Here is an 18,242-nt window from a genome sequence, read left to right as displayed (position 1 = left end):
GTTGATGAGAGCTTTGTTGTAGGTGGGCCAGTTGGTAATTTTGAACTTTTGCTTTGCCACGGAACGGTCTTCGTTATCGGGAGGATGCGTGATCTGATCCTTCAACTCAGCAAAAGTTCGATTTATTCAACAAAGCCCATACTTCCCGATACTACATCTGCTTTACGGGACTTCACCAACTGTTCTATTTGCGCAGCTCCATCGATCGTCCTGCTGTAAAAATCTGATGCCGCAGTCCAAACTACATGCGGTGAGTTTTCCCACTCTTCAATACTGAAAGGGGTTTTATGGACCCGATGATGTTTCCCGACCAACACAGAAGCGCCTGAGGTGAACAACTTCACTGCACTTATCGATCTGTCGACGGGTATCTTGTTGCCAATATCGATATCCACAGTATGGTTCTTCAGTTGCCTCAGGCGTTCTTCTGCGTTGGTAATGTAGGAATTAAAAACAAAACGCCAGGCCGGGTGATAAGCGTTATCCCCCAGCACGTTTACTGCGAACAGCATTTCAACCAGTGAAAGGGTATTAATCTTCAGATTCTGCCTTTCTCTGTGCGGTTTTACAGCACGAGTCGGATGGCTCTCATTGGTTAACTGGAGATAGTGTCGGCTTAGCTGCAAGGCTGCAGGTTCCGGTTTCATTCCCTCACGTGTTCGGGTGAAAAGAGGCTTGCCGGTGAACTCACGCGCCTTGCCGAGCTGGTAGCTTATATTGCCCGGGCTTTGTTTCAGCCGCCGGGCCGTTTCAGTCACCGTACCTGACATGACGAGGGTATGGATCACCCTCAGCAACTTTAGCTCCATCTCTTTTTTCATTCGTTCAACCTGATATCTGCTCTTCATCCGACACGCCTGCCAGCAGTCCTCCGCAGCGGTTACCTCTGCTCAGCACATGATTTAGTAATACTCGAGGTGATAGATAACGCTGCTGTCTACCGTTCCTGCGATAGCAGGACCAATCGTCGAATCGGTGATATAGGAAACGGTGTAATCATCTGAGGTGAGATCGGCTCCGGACGTCCACTGGAAGCCACTGCCTTGTGTTGCGGTACCCGGTTTAATCTGGTTGCCATCAGGGCTTCGCAGAATGAAATCAACACCCGTCGCCGTGCCGCCCACATTTTTCAAATACGCGTTAGAGGAATCGACCGTTGAGCCGGTTTCAAAATAAGGTCGCACATATTTCAACGTGCCCGCACAATGCGAGAAAACAAAGTGGAACGGGGTTTTCCCGGCCTCTTTTTTCGCATTTAAATCATCGGCGGTGACGGTAACCAATGTGACGGTGCCATCGGCAGTTCCGCCGTTAACCGTGACATCACAGGTTCCACCGGTGACGAGGCCTTCGTAAGAGATTGTTCCATTTTCGACTGCCAGAGCATTTGCAGCATGCGCACTTAAGATCAGCATTGATGCTGTCAGTAACTTTTTCATTATGTCCTCATTTATTCTTTAATTTGATGAACCGTTTATTAAACGCCTGATTTAGTAATAATCAAGATGGTAAACGACACTGCTGGAAACCGTTCCCGCAACCGCAGAACCATTCGTAATATATGAAACTGAGTAGCTGCTCGATGTCACATCAGTACCAAACTGCCATTTAGTGCCACCCGCCTGCGCATCTGTACCTGGTTTAATCTGGTTGCCGCCTGGCGTTCTCAAAATAAGCTCGACACCCGTTGCCGTTCCGCCGACATTTTTCAGATAGTAATTAGCGGTATCGACAGTCGAGCCGGTTTCAAAATAGGGTTGTACATACTTTAATGTCCCAGCACAGTGGGAAAAGACAAAATGGAACGGCGTTTTTCCGGTTTCTTTTTTCTCATTTAAATCGTCAGCAGTGACGGTGACCAGCGTCACCGTGGCATCTGCACTCTCACCATTCACCGTGACATCACAAGTTCCGCCCGTAATATCACCAATATATGATATCGTACCTTGGCTTGAGGCCAGAATTGTTGCTGAATAAACACAACAAAATAAGACCGATGCTGTTATTAATTTATTCATCGCATCCTCAAGTATTAGTTTTATTTATAGTTAATATTGAAAACAACTTGGGCGTTCGCATGCCCAGGCGTCACCGTGGTATCTTTTTGATAATAACGTGCCGCAAGGGGGATTTTTACCGTTGAGCGTCCATCCGTCGGTGCCGCCACACTCCATATATCACCTGATTTCCAGAGTTTGCTCGGAGATGTTGCTACAGAATCGACATTGCCTGGGGTATAACCTAACTGCAAGCCAACACCCGTTGCGCTGTTTTCCAGACTGGTTAAACTAATAATCCCATTTGACACAGAGGTTGTCGGAGCTAATGATACGGTCAACATATTTAATTCTCTGCTTCCCCCACTCGGAGTAACTGTATCGCTCTGGTTGCTATTAGTCCCCGCATCATCAGATGTGCTATCATTTATGGTCTGAAAAGAATTTGTTGTAAAATACCCAGAAAACTTCGGGCAATTTTTCAACTCGATGGAAGAGTCAACCCATGGCGTATGATCTCCTATCGCGGTAAATATCTCCTCATTATTATACGACCCCATATTGACTGTTAAATCTGGCGTTGTGCACGTCTGGGAAATAAAGTGTATCGATCCATTAAAAAAATATGTAAGACGACCTAAACCTGTAAGATTATAATTGTCTTCAGGCCTGGTGTTAATTAACCAATCAAGCTGGGGAAAATCTGCACCAGTAAAAACGGCATCGGAGGGTACTGACCCAGTTTTAATGAGCAAGAAATCTATCTGGAGTTTTATAGTTGGGTTCGTTTGTGTAAAGTCCAGCCAGGGTAAACTGGCATCATTATTTCCGACCAGATGGTAATCAGATTGTCCTGGATGAGAAATTACAATTGCAGCGCCTATCCCTGCAATATTTGTCGCGAAGACTGTCCCTGTCCCATAAGGAGTGGACATTATTTTTTCTTGGTCAAAATGGCCGTAACTAAGCGCAGAGATAAAACTCCCCATAGAATAACTCCCTGCGTTACATTTTATTGTAACAGGTATTGATTGTGGAATTTTTGCGTGATAGATAACACTTCCTACAGGCAAATCATCGGGTGCATAAGTTTGAGTAATATTCAATGTTGTTGATAAGCTTCTGGTTAGAGATGAATAATTTGATGAACAATTCACCACTGCATGAGCATTGTAACAAAATAAAGCAGCCGTAAGATTTGCTATCAACATCATTAGTTTCACACATTTCGACCCGCCAGACTTCTGATGTCTTGTATTTTTACCCATCTTAGTTCCTCCCCCGAGAGAAGCCTGATTAATACATCAGGATCTTTAATATATTGAAATCTATTTGGGTGGTGGTAGTAATGACTACACACCCTCATTATTAATCTCGTCCTGCATCGCCAACAGCTTATGCCCACTCTCTTCACTGCTGCCCTGCTGCTCACAGACTGAGGTGAAGGTTTGTACTGCTTTACCTTTCTGGTCGTCGCTCACCGGCATCAGGTGGTAGTGAATACGGCAACTTTGCGCATCGGCCTGCCCCCAGCGAACGGTCAGCACACCCTGATCTTTCTCAACGCGGGCATAGACTTGACCGCCCTGTCCGGCGCTGCCGATGCTCTGGCCGTTTTCGTCCAGCACTTCGGCTCCGAATGGCACCGGCTGACCGTTCAGCGTGGCGTTCACCATCACAGGTGAACCGGTTTTGGTGCCATATTTCACTTTCACGACCGCCCCGTAATACGGCGCGACTTTCTTCTCGGTTGAGGCCATTTCCACATCGTCCGCTGCGCCTTTCGGATCAAGGGTGATGTCATTCATCTGGTACGGATCGAGGTACGGCACCAGCGCGTAACCGAAGTGGTCAATATGTACGCCCGGATAACCGGAGACTGATGCACCTGTCGCGCCTTTCGCTTCAATCAATGCATAGGTATCAGAGGTGTACGGAGTAAGCGTTACACCGCCGCTGTGCGCGACAATCGTGCCGCTGGCACCCGCAAATTCACTGTGATAATCGCGACCGCCGCTCCAGCCTGCGCTCAGGTCACTGTACGGTGTGCGGTACTGCGCGTTCAGCGCGCCGGAGGTACCCACGCCCTGGTTACTGTTCATCGCGGTTGCGCTGTAGCTGAACTGATGCTCATCACCGCCAGTACCGGAAACTGTTGCCTGTTCACCGGTACGTCCGTTGCTGTCGTGGTTTAACTGCATTGAGAGCTGTGGTCGGTACGAACTGTCTGAGCGACCTAGTGGCATGCTCACTGTTAGCAGGTAGTTATCTTCCGTGCCGTTGATGCTGTAGGTTCGTCCCGCGGAAATCCCATAACTGATGCTGCCGTAGCTATTGTTGTAACCAAACTGATACTGCTTGTCTGAGCCACCCTTGTTCCAGTAATCCTGTACCGATCCGTTCAGGTATAACTGGCCCCACCCATCCGGCAAGCCCTGGCTCATCGTCACGCTGTAGCGATTACGTGGTCGCCAAATGTTGTTCTGGTCGTAACCATGTTCCACTGCATCGCGGGTTTGTTGCGCGGTCATGAAATCCATAAAACCGCTGGTTGAGAAGCGATATGCCGCCACTGACAGGTTACTTTGGGTCTCAGAAATGCTCTTGCTGTAGCTCAGACGGTAACTCTGGCCCGCACTCGCCGGGATCTTCTCATTCGGCAGGTGCATCCTCGCCTGTGTGACATCAAAGGAGAACGCCCCAAGCCCGGTGCCCATCGCCAGGCCGCCTAGCAACGCGTAGTAGTTCTGGCTGATCTGCAAGCCGCCGTAACCCGTCACCATATTGCTGATGCCGTGACGCACCGTTCCCTGATACAACGCCACATCGCGGGACAACACGTCGCTACGCAAATTACCCCCGACCAGTTCGAAGCGTGTTGCGCCCGGACGCAGCTGTTCAACCACCGCCGCATACGGCACGGTAAAGGTTCGTTTCGTTCCGTCGGCTTCCTCTACGGTCACATTAAGATCGCCGCCATAGCCGGTGGCATACAGGTCATCAATCAGGAATTCACCTGGAGCAACCGTGGTCTGGTAAATTATCTGCCCACTCTGGCGCACCGTGACCTTCGCATTGGTGCGTGCGATCCCACGGATCTGTGGTGCATAACCACGCTGAGAGTCCGGTAACATACGTTCATCTGTCGCGAGCTCAACCCCGGTAAACGGCAGGGTGTCGAACACATCTCCGCGGGTGTTGGCCTGACCAATCAGAGCCCGCGCTTTCAGCACCGGAATATCACGTTGCAGGTAGGTGTTGATCGACTCGTATTTCTTCTGCCCTTGATCGTTCCAGCTGTAGTTACCGTTGTGACGGAAGTACCACGCCCCAAGGTTCAGCCCGGCATTGATCCCCGCATAGAGCGATTTGTTGCTCTGCCCGCCAGAGGTACTCTGGTAGCCATTCAGGTTGTAACCTAAAAGAGCGGCCGGAATACCACTATCCCACAATGCCGGATTGACCGAGCCGCGGGCGCTGTTCGACACATACAGTTGTGGCAGTTGGATGTTCAGACGCATTTCATTACTGTCAAACTGGGTGACCGCTTCCGGCAGAATCGCCGTCAGGTCGCCACACTGGCCCAGCTTGTCATAGAAGTGATCTGGCAGATGGTCTTCACGAAACGGAATAAGACGCAACAGCGCCCCGGTCATGCAGGGGTAAATGGTTTTATCCGCGCGTTCACGCAGCTCCACATCCACATTACCCACCGCGTTGCCATTCACCAGCACTGCCGCAGCATAGATGCCTGGCGTAATGTTGGCCCCGTTGGCGTAGCGGCTCAAATCCACCGCATTCGGGTCATCCATCTGCAGGAAGAAGTTGCTGAACTCCACATTCTTTGCCAGCGTTTGAACAGGCGGCGTCCCTGCCGCGTACGCCGTTCCTCCCAGGTAAAATAATGCGATCACCAGTGGGGAGAGTTTCCCCGGAAAGGTCATGCCGGCAACGGGTTTTACGTTATTTTTTTTCATTGCTTTTTTATTATCCTCATCCTGAGAGGTGCGCTGCGCGCATTACTGAACGGTGGCCTGCACCGGTACAACTGCGCCGTAGTCATTGACATACCCGGCTTTAATTTGGCTACCAGCACTCACCGGCAGGGCATAATCATCCGACCCAAACGGGGTCAGCATTTTGCCGTCGGCTTTTTTCCCACCGCTGCTTACATCCACCAACGAGATGTAATAAGGCGAGTTGTTTTTGACATGCAGGCCATGGCCTGTGTGGCTCCATTGCAGATCGGTCGCGGCGGCTTTCGGGCTGCCGGACAAACCTTTCGGGCGCCAGAAGAATTTGATGCGGCTGCGGAAAGCGACCTGCAGGTAATTATTTTTTTCCGCCGCTGCGTCTTTCGGCTTCGCCGGGATTTCCAGCACGTTTAGCCAGAAAATAGACTCGCGGTCGGCGGGTAAATTATTGGGCAGCGAGCGAATACGCAGCGTCTGACCGCTACCTGGCTCGATACGGTTAATCGGGGGAGTCAGTACAAACGGGACTTTAATTTGGTCGGGTTTGGCTTTTATATCGCCGTTATCCATCCAGCTTTGAATTAATACCGGCGATTGGCCTTTATTACTGACCTTGACGCTAACTTCCCGGGAATCGGACGGATACACCACACGGGTGCCCGTAATCACGATACTGGCCTGCGCAGCGAAACAGAGAGACAACGTAAATAAAGCGAATAAGGGACGAAACACAGGGAAAACCTCCAGAAAAACGGGGGAACTCACATTCCCCCGAACGGCATTATTTGTACTGGATGGAGTACACAACGTCGCTCACAACGGTACCCGCGGTGGTCGCGCCGTCTGCAAAGTACTCAACGGCGTACGGCAGATCAGCAGAACCAGAAGAGATATCGTAGTAAGTGGCGTTAGCCGTCTGGTTGGAGTTACCCGCCTGGATAACAGACTCAGATGCACTTTCTTCACGCAGCTGCAGGCTAACGTTGGTCGCATCACCGGTCATGTTTTTCAGGTGACCAGTAGGCAGGTCAACAGAAGAGCCAGCCTGGAAGAAGGCAGAAGCTGTCTGCAGGGTACCGGCACAGTTGCTCAGGTTGATGTTGAAGCCAGTACGGCCTGCAGTATCACCGGCAGCAGTCAGCTGGTTAGTACCGATAGTTGGCAGTACGATGGTCGCGTCTGCGCCCTGACCGTCAACGTTCGCGTCACAGGTAGTTGCAGTGAGTTCACCGTTAAAGGTGATAGTACCGGTAGATTCGGCCTGTGCGCTCATTGCAGCAGCAGACAGTACTGCCAGCAGGGCAGCAGAAGTGATTACTTTTTTCATTTGTAAGTCCTGTTTTACAAGTTAATAAGCATGAGAAGATGTGCGCTATTTTCATGTAGAAAATAACGTTTATAATTTACATATTCAGATACTCAATTTTTATTAAGACATGCACATTCTCAAATAAACAGAGGAAGAGAGAAGCACCGCTGTTTACGGTTGGGAAGCTTACATAAGCTGACGTTCAAGGTCAAAACAGTCATTAAATCTCAAATTAAAGACACAACTAAACAACGAAAAAGCACGAGGCGACATCATCAACTAAAAAACCGTTAAAGAACAATAAAAAAAACCAGTGAAACCAAAAGTACCCAACAAATAAGCTGGGGGTTAATTAAATGCATTAATTCAAGAAAATGCAAAAGCAAACAAACCAAAACTCTCTAAAGTAAGTATAAGCACTTGTTTTTAAAGCGCTTGCGCTGCAGAAAAACAATTCACCTATATAGTCAAAACAATAAAAACTGAAAATAGAGGTGATGACAATAAAAACCATAATTTTCAAGTGGTTACTAATTGCTTTAATTTATGCTTTCATAATAAAATTTAACGCGGAAATTCTATATTAATGTCAGCAAAAGCCTTGCAAAGCTAATTTTCAACTTAACTAAATATAAGTATTCAATAAAGGTGAGCTTTCGTAAGGTGGCGTTCATTAATCATGCCAGCCTGCGGTGCTTCGCCGAATTACTTCTCAGCAATCGCCGCAGTGCTTACATGTCGACGAACATTCATCATTCGACCATAAAATGCATGGGGGTCAGAGTCAGAAGCCGATTATTCATGATTAGGGTGGGGGCATATTCGGGGTCAGTCCATCAACATTGAAGAAATGTCTGGATTATCCATGGCGATTCAGTATGTGTTGACTAACCTGGTAGGCAGAAGTTGGGCTTTGCCCAGGATAGAGGGTGATGACCGGGCTCGTTCTCTATTGATTGACGCACGGCACTGCTGGCAACATCCATGACGACTCAATTGCCAATGGCCGTTCTTCGCTCAGAGAGGACATTAGACATAGGGTTTCGTGAGAAAACCCTCATCCCCTACCGTGATCGAGTCAATAATCCAACCCAATGTTACACCATAAATAATTGATTTAAATGATGTAAACAACCAAAGGAAATTACATCTCACATTGGGATCTTCCTTCCGGTAATGTCCCTCGTTGGGATCGTTCACCTACGGCCCATTAAGTTGCGGTATCGCGGAGTGAAATTGAAAACGCTCCAGTCTGGAGCTGGAGCGTTTCGCAAAGCGGGTAGGGGAATCAGACACCCTCTGATAACTAAGGGTGTCCTGTGTTCTTATGCCACGTTTTGCTCTTCGGCATCCGGCAGTTTCGGGGCCAGCAGCGTGGGTTTGCTGTCGATGCGGGTCACCAGCAGCTGATCGATGCGGTAGTTGTCGATATCCACCACCTCGAACTTGTAGCCTGAGAACTTCACGAAGTCGGTGCGTTTCGGGATCTTACGCAGCATAAACATCATAAAGCCGCCGATGGTTTCGTAGTTGCCGGATTGCGGGAACTCGTCGATATCCAGCACGCGCATGACGTCATCGATTGGCGTGCCGCCGTCGATAAGCCAGGAGTTCTCGTCACGGGCGACAATTTGCTCTTCCAGCCCCTGGCCGACCAGGTCGCCCATCAGGGTGGTCATCACGTCGTTGAGGGTGATGATACCTACCACTAACGCGTATTCGTTCATGATCACCGCGAAGTCTTCACCCGCCGTTTTGAAGCTTTCCAGCGCTTCTGAGAGCGTCAGGGTGTCCGGCACGATCAGCGTATTGCGAATTTGCACGCCGCTGGTCAGCAGCAGGCTTTGATTCGCCAGCACGCGGTTCAGCAGGTCTTTCGAATCGACATACCCGATGATGTGGTCGATATCCTCTTTACACACCAGGAACTTGGAGTGTGGATGCCCGGCGACTTTGCTCTTCAGGCTCTGTTCATCTTCGTTGATATCGAACCAGATAACATTTTCACGCGAGGTCATTGAGGATGGAACGGTACGCGATTCCAGTTCAAACACGTTTTCGATAAGCTCGTGTTCCTGTTTACGCAGCACGCCCGCCAGCGCACCGGCTTCCACGACCGCGTAAATGTCGTCAGAGGTGATGTCGTCTTTACGCACCATCGGCAGTTTGAACAGGCGGAAAATCATGTTGGCCATGCCGTTGAAGAACCACACCAACGGGCGGAAGACGGCAAGACAGAAGCGCATCGGGTTGATGATGCGTAAAGCCACGGCTTCAGGCGCGATCATACCGATGCGTTTCGGCGTCAGGTCGGCAATCAGAATAAACAGGCTGGTGACGACGACGAATGACAGGGCGAAGCTGATTTGCTCGGCCAGTTCGGCAGACATGTAGTTAATGAAGACACTGTGGAAGGCCGGTGAAAACGCGGCATCACCGACAATACCGCCAAGAATGGCGACGGCGTTAAGCCCAATTTGCACCACGGTAAAGAACATACCGGGGTTTTCCTGCATTTTCAGAACACGTTGTGCATTAACGTTGCCCTCATCGGCGAGTAGCTTCAGTTTGATCTTGCGGGAAGCTGCCAGCGAAATCTCGGAAATCGAGAAAAACGCACTGATGCCGATGAGGCAGAGTATGATTAATATACTGTTTAGCATAGTTTTTCTGGCGGTTTACGCCAGGACCTCGGAAGGGTGGTTGATGATGATTTTGAGTGTGGAATTACACTTAAAAAAACCGGCCCGAAGATTCTGGACCGGTAATATCGGGGATCAGTATAGCGTAAGGGACTGTAAATTCGCCAGAGGTTAACTTCCAGGCTCTAACGCGGCACGTTTTTGGGTACCCTCCGGGCTTGCATCCCACACTTCATCCCAGGCTCGTCCTGTGAGTGCTTTAATCACCAGGCGGGTCTCATCATCGCAATCCTCAGCGTTGCCACCGAGTTTGCGCCGGGCAATTTCTTTGATGAGGATTTTGTGATTCTTTTGCGTCAGTTTGAACCTGAAGGTCATCCAGAAACTGATGGCCAGCAGGGCCGCGGTGGCGAAAACCATCAAACCGATGATCGCATGCAGGGCGCTAATCGGCTGCGAACCGCCGCCTTTCACGAAGCCACTTTCCTGCAGCACCACACCGATAAGCATGATAGCCAACGCAACGGTGCTCTTACGGGTCAGCACCATCACGCCTGCAAAGATGCCTTCCCGTCGCTGGCGGGTGACTATTTCATCCACGCCCGGGATGAAGCTGTAGATGTTCCACGGAATGTAATAAAGGCCGGCACGGGCCACCCCCAACACTACAAAGACCGCTGAGAAGAGCAGCGTCGGCACCACGATATGATTGATATACACCACGAACAGAAACGCCAGCACTGCAAAAATGCAGCTGTAAGACAGGCGCAGCGCGCCTGAAGGCGTCATGTTCAGTTTGTTCATCAGCATCATAAAGCCGAAGGTACCGGGAATAGACACAAAGGCGGCAATGCTTAGCCATCCTGAAACGGCCGCCGCATCACGCCCCAGCCCGTACACCACGAAATAGGTGAAGACTGAGCCGAAGACATCCATCGCCGTAAAAGAGCTAATGTAGATAATAATGTGCTGGCGAAACGCTCTGATTTTAAAGGCAGAGAAGAGGTCTATGACCAGATATTTGAGGTGATTTAGTAAGCCAGACTGGCGGTTGTTATCCGGCGTGAAGGCATACTCTTCACGAACGTCTTTCGCTTCCCAGGTACAGGCCCAGGTAGTCAGGACGGCGAAGAAATAAATGACGGCAAAGACGCTGCCCGTCAGGGTATAGGTCAACGAGTTATCCTTGCCGGTGAACTGCATAATAACGCCGGGCACGGAGACCGCCAGAAACCCGCCCAGCGATGAGCACATCATACGTACACCCGCCAGGCGAGTACGTTCACTGAAGCGGTTAGTCATTTCCGCCGCCAGGGTTTCCCACGGCACTAATACCATCGCGGAGAGCAGCTCGATGGAAAGGTAGGTGCCGAGGTAATACCAATAGTTCATGTCTGTGACCCAGACGAGCGCATACAGGAACATCAGCGGCGCGCTGATCAGCAGGAAAAAACGGCGGCGACCAAATTTTTGCCCAAGCCAGGTATTGCCAAAGTTATCCGTGATGTAGCCCATTATCGGGCTCAGAAGGGCATCAATCACCCTCGCAATCGCGAAGATTGACCCTGCTTCAAGGACAGACAGGCCGCAGTAGGTGGTATAGAAAAAGAGTAACCAGGTGCCGATAACGGCAAAAGCCCCTCCGCCAAAAAGGTCGGTGACGCCGTAGCCTAGCGCCACGCCGTAACCCACTTTGCGTTCGGTCGGTTTTGTCATTTTATTATTCTCATGCTGGTAGTGATTAAGGTTGGCGTACCGCAGTACGCCCCATCGGAATACAGCAAAAGGGGGGTTAGTGGGTCAGCGTGACCCATTGACGTAGTTGTGATGAGCGGTAGATAGCCTCCACGAGTTGTAAGGATTGCGCGGCATCGTTAATGCCTGAAAAACCGGTGCGTACCTGCTGGCGGATAGCGGCATAAAACTGGCTGATGGCCTGAAAATGCCCGACGCCCCAGTAGCTTTTACTGTGGTTGTAAGGTGTGGTGTCGCTGGCAACCATAACCCGTTTATCGCCAGCGACGCGCCAGAGGGTGTTATCCCGCAGCTGTAGCTCGCCGTGCTCGCAGTGGATATCAAGCTGAAGCGGGGCATCGAGCGTGTGGTTATTGCTGGCGAAAAACAGGCCGCGTGCGCCATTGTTGAAGTCCAGCGTTGCCATCGCGGTATCTTCGGTCTCGATGATGTCCGCCAGTCTGGCGCAATCCACCACGCCTTTCAGACGAGTGACGCCGCCGCCAAACCACTGCATTAAATCCAGAGTGTGGATGGCCTGATTGATCAGCAAACTGCCGCCTTCAAAAGCAAATCGCCCACGCCACGAGCTATTGAGGTAGTAAGGTGCTGTACGTGACCAGGTGAGAAATGCCTTAATGCTGAGCATCCGTCCAAGGGCTTTTTCATCCAGTAACTGACGTAGCGCCAGGCTGGTGGGGTTAAGACGGTTTTGATAGCACACGCCTAATAGCCCTTCCGCCTGACGTTCTGCGGCCTTGATTTCCTCAATATCGGCACCGTTCATCGCGACAGGTTTTTCGCAGAACACCTGCTTTCCCGCAGCCAGCGCCGCAAGGATCATCGGCTTATGCTGGTCGTGCGGCGTGCAGATATGCACTGCATCAATGGCGACATCGTTCAGCATTTCCTGATAGTTCTGATAAAAGCGGCAGTCGTATTCCGCAGCCAGCCGCTGCCCTTTCTCGATATCGATATCCACAACGGCGCGGAGTACAACGTCGGGTATCTGTTGCAGCGCTTCAAGATGGCAAGTGTGAATGGCTCCGCATCCGACAATGGCGGCAGTCAGTGTTCTCATGGCAGCCTCCGGTCAGCGAGCGTTCGCCAGCATTTGTGCCTTAATGCACAGCTCCGCTGCTTTGAAAGCATGAGCCTGCGTCATGGCGTTTTCTGTACGGTTCAGACAGTCCTTAATCAGCTCGCCGAAGTAAGGGAAACCGACTTTGCCCGCGACCGGATAGCGGTGTTCGCCTTCGTTATTCACCAGATACACCACGTCCTGCTCGCCGCGAGTCAGGTCGATATATTTGCGAATTTCGATATAACCTTCAGTGCCGAGCAGCGTCAGGCGTCCATCGCCCCATGTCGGCAGCCCGGCAGGGGTAAACCAGTCGCAGCGGAAATAGCCGGTTGCGCCGTTCTCACCGCGCAACATGGCATCACCGAAATCTTCAAATTCCGGGTAGTGCGGGTGATTCACATTGCGCACCTGGCTCGCGACGATTTGCGCGTTTTCATTGCCGGTGTAATAGAGGAATTGTTCAATCTGGTGGCTGCCAATATCGCAGAGAATGCCGCCGAAATAGCGCTTCTCGTAGAACCAGTCAGGGCGGCCTTCCCCTTCACGGTGTGGCCCGGTGCCGAGCGTTTGTATCACCGTGCCAATCGCGCCCTGTTTCACCAGTTGCCCGGCGAAGACGGCGCTTTCGACGTGCAGACGTTCGCTGTAATAAACCGCGTATTTACGCCCCGTCTTCGCCACCATCGCTTTGGCTTCTTCCAGTTGGGCGAGCGTAGTAAGAGGCGCTTTATCGACGAAATAATCTTTCCCTGCCGCCATCACCTTTAAGCCCAGCGGACAGCGCTCAGAAGGAATGCCTGCGCCAGCAATCAGTTGCACCTGCGGATCGTTGAGCAGCGTTTCCAGCGACGGCGCAACCTGCACCTGCGGATACTGCTGCACAAACTTATCTACTTTTGCCGGGTCCGGGTCCCAGATCCATTTCAGATCCGCACCGGCTTCAATCAGGCCGTTGCACATGCCGTAAATATGGCCGTGATCGAGGGCTGCGGCGGCAAAAACAAATTCACCTGGTTTGACAACCGGCTGGGGTTTTCCTGTTGGGGCGTAATTCATACCGTCGTTTTTGTTCATGCTGAGGCTCCTGAGTCCAGATTTTTGCCAAGGGGAATGGCGCCCACTTCGCTGAAGTTGGCTACTGAGGCGGATTTTTGGTGAAAATGCGGGGCGAGGGCGACCAGGCCGCCGGTGCGATAAAACGCGTCGTCTTCCGCTATCGGTAAGGTGACGACAGATCGGGTAAGGGCAGATTTATAAATGGCGGTGATCAGCTCCAGCGAGCGTTTGCCCTGTAAGCCATCCACCAACGGTGCGGTCTGCTGCTCAATCGCGCGGAGGACGTTGTCGATTTGCCCGCTGTGGAGCGTCCATTGCAACGCTGGCGTGCTCCGGAAGACAGTTTCCAGTTCATCTTCAAGTGCGGTGTTATGGATTTCCTGGGGGAAACCATTGTCCGCAGACTGGCTGGCGAATGTAGCCCAGGGCGCGGAGATTCGGGCTTTCTCTCCCTGAATCACAATTTTCTGATCTTCCCCGTGATGGACCACGGAAGCGGTCAACTGCGTCAGCGCACCGGAGGAATATTTAAAGATGGCGGCACTCAGGTCTTCCACTTCTGCATTGTCGTGGGCGACATTGCTCATCATCGCCACCACCTCGCTCGGGAAACCGAGCATCCACTGAATGGCATCGATGTGGTGAACGGCGTGATTGAGCGTGCAACCGCCTCCCTCTTTTTCCCAGGTGCCGCGCCACCACAGGTCGTAATAGCAGTGTCCGCGCCACCAGAAGGAGTCCACCTGGGCGTGGCAGATTTTCCCCGCCAGCCCGGAATCTACGGCGGCTTTCAGTCGCCAGAAGGCGTCGGTGAACCGGTTCTGAGCGATAACTGAGAGCATTTTTCCGCTGGCTTTTTGTGCCGCGATCATCGCGTCGCACTCTTCCAGCGAGGCCGCCATCGGTTTTTCGCACAGCACATGTTTGCCCGCATTCAGCGCGTTAATGCTGATTTCCGCGTGGACATACGGCGGCGTGCAGACATCAACGATATCAAGATCAGGTTCTTCCTCCAGCATTTGCTGGTGGCTGCTGTACACCCGTGCGTGAGGCAGGCCATAGCGGGTTTTCTTCTCCTCGGCCTTTTCCGGGTAGATATCGACAAGCGCGACAATCTGGCTGCGCGCGCCCATCGCCTGATATCCCTGAATATGGCTGTGTGAGATATTCCCTGTTCCCACGATCGCAACACGTAACATAAGCCCTCCTTACCAGGTGCCAGAGGCGTCGAGCGTACGGCTCTCAATCTGCTTCTCCACGGAACCCGCAATGCGTTCGTCGAGCAGCGCTTTGAAGCGTTCTTCATCGAACGGCAACTCGACCCAGCTGTCGGTCCAGGTTGAAAGGTGCATGGCGTTGGAAAGGGTGAGTCCGCGAATGCCTTCGAGGCCGGGAGCAATCAGCGGTTCGCCGCGCAGAACGGCGGCACAGAAATTCGCAGTAATGACGTGGTGATCGCTGCATTCCGGTGCGACGGGAAGGGTGATTTCCCAACATTCCGGTTCGCCAAACCCGTTTTGCCAGCGGGTATTAAATTCGTCTTCGGATTCACGCAGGCGCCAGTAGCGCAGACGGCCTTCCTCCACGACGACTTTGCCGCGTGAACCCGCGATTTCGAGACGGTTGGTTCCCGGCGTTTCAGCGACGGTGGTGATAAAGACGCCGGTGGCACCGTTGGCATATTCGGCGTACGCGGTGACTTCATCCTCCACTTCAATCTGGCGGTGCTTGCCGAACTGGCAGAAGGCACGCACACGTGTCGGCATGCCAACCAGCCACTGCCACAAATCGAGCTGATGCGGGTCCTGGTTGAGCAGCACGCCGCCGCCTTCCCCTTTCCAGGTGGCGCGCCAGCTGCCGGAGTTGTAGTAACTCTGCGAGCGATACCAGTTGGTGATAATCCAGTTGGAGCGACGGATCTCGCCCAGTTCACCGCTGTCGATCAGATCTTTGACCTTCTGATACAGCGGGTTAGGGCGCTGGTTATACATGATGCCGAACACCACCTCGCATTCGCGTGCGCAGGCATTCATTGCCTGAACTTGTGCCGTATAGACGCCAGCCGGTTTTTCACAGAGGGTGTGAATGCCGCTACGCATAGCGAGCATGGAGAGTTCGGGATGGGAATAATGGGGGGTTGCAATAAGTACGGCGTCGATTAATCCACTTTGCAGCAGGTCTTCAGCGTCTTTAAAAATCTCGACTTTTTCACCCACGACATGGCGAATGGCATCGTGCTTATTTTCGTCAATATCACAAACCGCTGTCAGAACGGCATCTTTTACGGTGCCAGCCAGTAAATAGCGTGCGTGGACGGTGCCCATATTACCCACACCCATTATGCCGAATTTGATTCTTTTCATGTCGCACCTTATTCAGAGTTAAGGAGAGGTCAGGTGAAAATAGAAAAGGCAGAGAGGACAAACAAAAGGATTTTGTGAGAATGCTCGCAGGCCAATTATCAAAATCGTCTGCGCCAATAAAATCTGTTTTAGAATCAGATTACTGCGTCTGCAAAAATTTGCAGATATTGATTGCTAGCGAGATCACACCATGTCCGGCAAGCTGAAAATGAATCAAATTGCAGAGATAACAGGGTATTCGGTGAGCACCGTTTCCCGTGTATTGAGCGGCAAGTCATATACCAGCGAACAGGCGCGAGATGCTATTGTGGCCTGCGCCAGAAAGCTGGGCGTCCTGGATGAGCTGGCAAGCGGGCGTTTGTTAATTAATGGGATTGCGGTGTTTGCTCCGGCGAGAACATTCACCGCGCGTGGGGATATTTTTTATCAGGAAGTCACGCGTGGTATAGCCGATGCGGTTGAGCCTCACGACGTCTATCTCACCTATTGTGGGCTGGAGGAACAACACGCCGATATAAAAGTATTTCTCGATAAAGTAAATAATAAAAATATAAATGCGATAATTATCATCGGGACTGATGATTCCACCGTATTAAAGCTCGCGCAGACCCTGAATAAACCTTGTGTGTTAATTAATACAAATGATCATGACCGGTTACTTGATGCCGTCTCTCCCGATCATCGGGCGATCGGATTTAATGCGATGCGTCATGTCTTCGAGCAGGGCCATCGACGCGTATTGACCCTGACGACGCTACGGCGCGAAACGCTGTATGCCCGTCTGGACGGCATTAAAGAGGCGTATCGGCATTATCATGTGCCCTTTAGCGTGCAGCAGAATTTGATCATCACCGAAGGTTTTACCGCGGATGAATCCGAGCAAGCACTGAGCCACTGGCTGGAAAGTACGCCGCGCGAACACTGGCCGGAAGTTATCTTCCCGGGCAGCACCCATATGACCCTTGGCGTACAGCGAGTGCTGGAAAAGCACGGCCTGAAGGTTCCGGAAGATATTTCGCTCATCACCACCGATTTTATCTGGCGCATGGACAACGAACTGCCGAGACCGGTGACCAGCGTTATCGTGCCCTGTAGGGAACTGGGTGTTGAAGCCGTGCATCTGTTGCAAAACCAACTGAACCGGCAGAGCACGTCGGTGCTGAACGTGTTATTGCAGGGCAAATTGCAGGACGCCGGGACGGTCAGCAACGCGACACGGCATGCCGCCCGCGTCGCGATGGAGAGCTAATCAGGCAAGCTGAGGAGGCAGGCAAACGCCGATGCCGCCAATGCCGCAATAGCCGTACGGGTTTTTGTGCAGATACTGCTGGTGATCGTCTTCTGCATAATAGAACGGTTTTGCCGTGGCGATTTCAGTGGTGATTGCGCGGTCATCTTTGGCTTCATGCATCGCAGCCTGGAAGCGTGCCAGGCTCTCTTTCGCCGCTTTTTCCTGTTCAGGGGTCAGCGGATAAAGGGCAGAGCGATACTGTGTGCCCTTATCGTTGCCCTGGCGCATTCCCTGAGCCGGGTCGTGGTTTTCCCAAAACACCTGCAATAACTGCTCATAGCTGACGACTTTTGGGTCGTAGACCACACGTACCGCCTCTGCATGCCCTGTTTCACCCGAGCATACTTCACGATAAGTCGGATTTGGCGTATAGCCGCCTGTGTAGCCCGCCGCGGTACTATAAACGCCGGGAACCTGCCAAAAGAGACGCTCTACGCCCCAAAAGCAGCCCATCGCAAACAGCGCCACTTCCATCCCTTCAGGGACATTTGTCATGGAATGACTGTTAACAGCGTGTAATGTGGCGACAGGCATCGGCGTGTTGCGGCCAGGCAGCGCTTCCGATTGAGCAACCAGGTGATTTTTATCGAATAAGCTCACGGTTTAGCCTCCGGATAAAGGAAATTGGGGTTAAGGTTGTCACAGCGCTTCACTTTGAACACAATAAAGGCAATGAATACGTCTAGATTTAAACATAAGAAATATTGGGGTAGACGTCTTTTTTTCAACCGATAGTGTTGAACTTTTGTTAAGTCGTGGATCGGACTTTGTGTTTCCTGACAGGGTGGAAAC

At 51.6% G+C, this 18,242-nt stretch carries 15 protein-coding genes and 1 pseudogene; 1 reads left to right on the top strand and 15 read right to left on the bottom strand.

What is annotated here, in order from left to right; all coding sequences use genetic code 11:
- From ACRCWW_RS18560 to ACRCWW_RS18495, 14 genes and pseudogenes are all read right to left on the bottom strand, one after another.
- Positions 1 to 105, bottom strand: a pseudogene (locus tag ACRCWW_RS18560) (IS5/IS1182 family transposase); the annotation flags it as partial.
- A gap of 17 nt (positions 106 to 122) precedes the next feature.
- Complete coding sequence (locus ACRCWW_RS18555; protein WP_438683704.1) at positions 123 to 821, bottom strand: LysR family transcriptional regulator; 699 nt, start codon at positions 819 to 821, stop codon at positions 123 to 125.
- 81 nt (positions 822 to 902) lie between these two features.
- The gene (locus ACRCWW_RS18550; RefSeq protein ID WP_438683703.1) at positions 903 to 1,439 is read right to left on the bottom strand and encodes a fimbrial protein; all 537 of its coding nucleotides are present in this window, start codon (positions 1,437 to 1,439) and stop codon (positions 903 to 905) included.
- Positions 1,440 to 1,490: 51 nt separating this feature from the next.
- On the bottom strand, positions 1,491 to 2,018 hold the full coding sequence (locus ACRCWW_RS18545; protein ID WP_438683702.1) for a fimbrial protein: 528 nt from the start codon (positions 2,016 to 2,018) through the stop codon (positions 1,491 to 1,493).
- A 20-nt stretch (positions 2,019 to 2,038) separates the two neighbouring features.
- Positions 2,039 to 3,265 (bottom strand): fimbrial protein, encoded by a 1,227-nt coding sequence (locus ACRCWW_RS18540; protein WP_438683701.1) that lies wholly within the window; start codon positions 3,263 to 3,265, stop codon positions 2,039 to 2,041.
- A gap of 84 nt (positions 3,266 to 3,349) precedes the next feature.
- Entirely contained in the window at positions 3,350 to 5,974 is a 2,625-nt protein-coding gene (locus ACRCWW_RS18535) for a fimbria/pilus outer membrane usher protein (RefSeq protein ID WP_438683700.1), read from the bottom strand.
- A gap of 42 nt (positions 5,975 to 6,016) precedes the next feature.
- The gene (locus tag ACRCWW_RS18530) at positions 6,017 to 6,703 is read right to left on the bottom strand and encodes a fimbrial biogenesis chaperone (protein WP_438683699.1); all 687 of its coding nucleotides are present in this window, start codon (positions 6,701 to 6,703) and stop codon (positions 6,017 to 6,019) included.
- Positions 6,704 to 6,752: 49 nt separating this feature from the next.
- Positions 6,753 to 7,298 (bottom strand): fimbrial protein, encoded by a 546-nt coding sequence (locus tag ACRCWW_RS18525; protein WP_438683698.1) that lies wholly within the window; start codon positions 7,296 to 7,298, stop codon positions 6,753 to 6,755.
- 1,307 nt (positions 7,299 to 8,605) lie between these two features.
- Positions 8,606 to 9,943 (bottom strand): hemolysin family protein, encoded by a 1,338-nt coding sequence (locus tag ACRCWW_RS18520; RefSeq protein WP_438683697.1) that lies wholly within the window; start codon positions 9,941 to 9,943, stop codon positions 8,606 to 8,608.
- A gap of 150 nt (positions 9,944 to 10,093) precedes the next feature.
- Complete coding sequence (locus ACRCWW_RS18515; protein ID WP_438683696.1) at positions 10,094 to 11,638, bottom strand: MFS transporter; 1,545 nt, start codon at positions 11,636 to 11,638, stop codon at positions 10,094 to 10,096.
- Positions 11,639 to 11,714: 76 nt separating this feature from the next.
- The gene (locus tag ACRCWW_RS18510; protein WP_438683695.1) at positions 11,715 to 12,737 is read right to left on the bottom strand and encodes a Gfo/Idh/MocA family protein; all 1,023 of its coding nucleotides are present in this window, start codon (positions 12,735 to 12,737) and stop codon (positions 11,715 to 11,717) included.
- A 12-nt stretch (positions 12,738 to 12,749) separates the two neighbouring features.
- A complete protein-coding gene (locus ACRCWW_RS18505; RefSeq protein WP_438683694.1) occupies positions 12,750 to 13,814 on the bottom strand; it encodes a Gfo/Idh/MocA family protein in 1,065 nt (354 codons plus the stop codon).
- Entirely contained in the window at positions 13,811 to 14,995 is a 1,185-nt protein-coding gene (locus ACRCWW_RS18500; protein ID WP_438683693.1) for a Gfo/Idh/MocA family protein, read from the bottom strand. The genes ACRCWW_RS18505 and ACRCWW_RS18500 overlap by 4 nt, the downstream gene beginning before the upstream one ends.
- 9 nt (positions 14,996 to 15,004) lie before the next feature.
- Positions 15,005 to 16,159 carry a Gfo/Idh/MocA family protein gene (locus tag ACRCWW_RS18495; RefSeq protein ID WP_438683692.1) on the bottom strand — a complete coding sequence of 385 codons (1,155 nt, stop codon included), beginning with the start codon at positions 16,157 to 16,159 and terminating at the stop codon, positions 15,005 to 15,007.
- 190 nt (positions 16,160 to 16,349) lie between these two features.
- Between ACRCWW_RS18495 and ACRCWW_RS18490 the strand changes: the two genes are divergently transcribed.
- The gene (locus tag ACRCWW_RS18490; RefSeq protein WP_438683691.1) at positions 16,350 to 17,408 is read left to right on the top strand and encodes a LacI family DNA-binding transcriptional regulator; all 1,059 of its coding nucleotides are present in this window, start codon (positions 16,350 to 16,352) and stop codon (positions 17,406 to 17,408) included.
- On the opposite strand, the gene msrA is transcribed toward ACRCWW_RS18490, so the two are convergent.
- Positions 17,409 to 18,050, bottom strand: coding sequence for a peptide-methionine (S)-S-oxide reductase MsrA (msrA, locus tag ACRCWW_RS18485; RefSeq protein WP_438683690.1), 642 nt, complete (start codon positions 18,048 to 18,050; stop codon positions 17,409 to 17,411). It abuts the gene before it with no gap.
- Positions 18,051 to 18,242 lie beyond the last annotated feature (192 nt).

The organism is Scandinavium sp., from assembly GCF_051650185.1.
Lineage (GTDB): Bacteria > Pseudomonadota > Gammaproteobacteria > Enterobacterales > Enterobacteriaceae > Scandinavium.
This window is presented reverse-complemented; position numbering and strand designations above follow the sequence as displayed.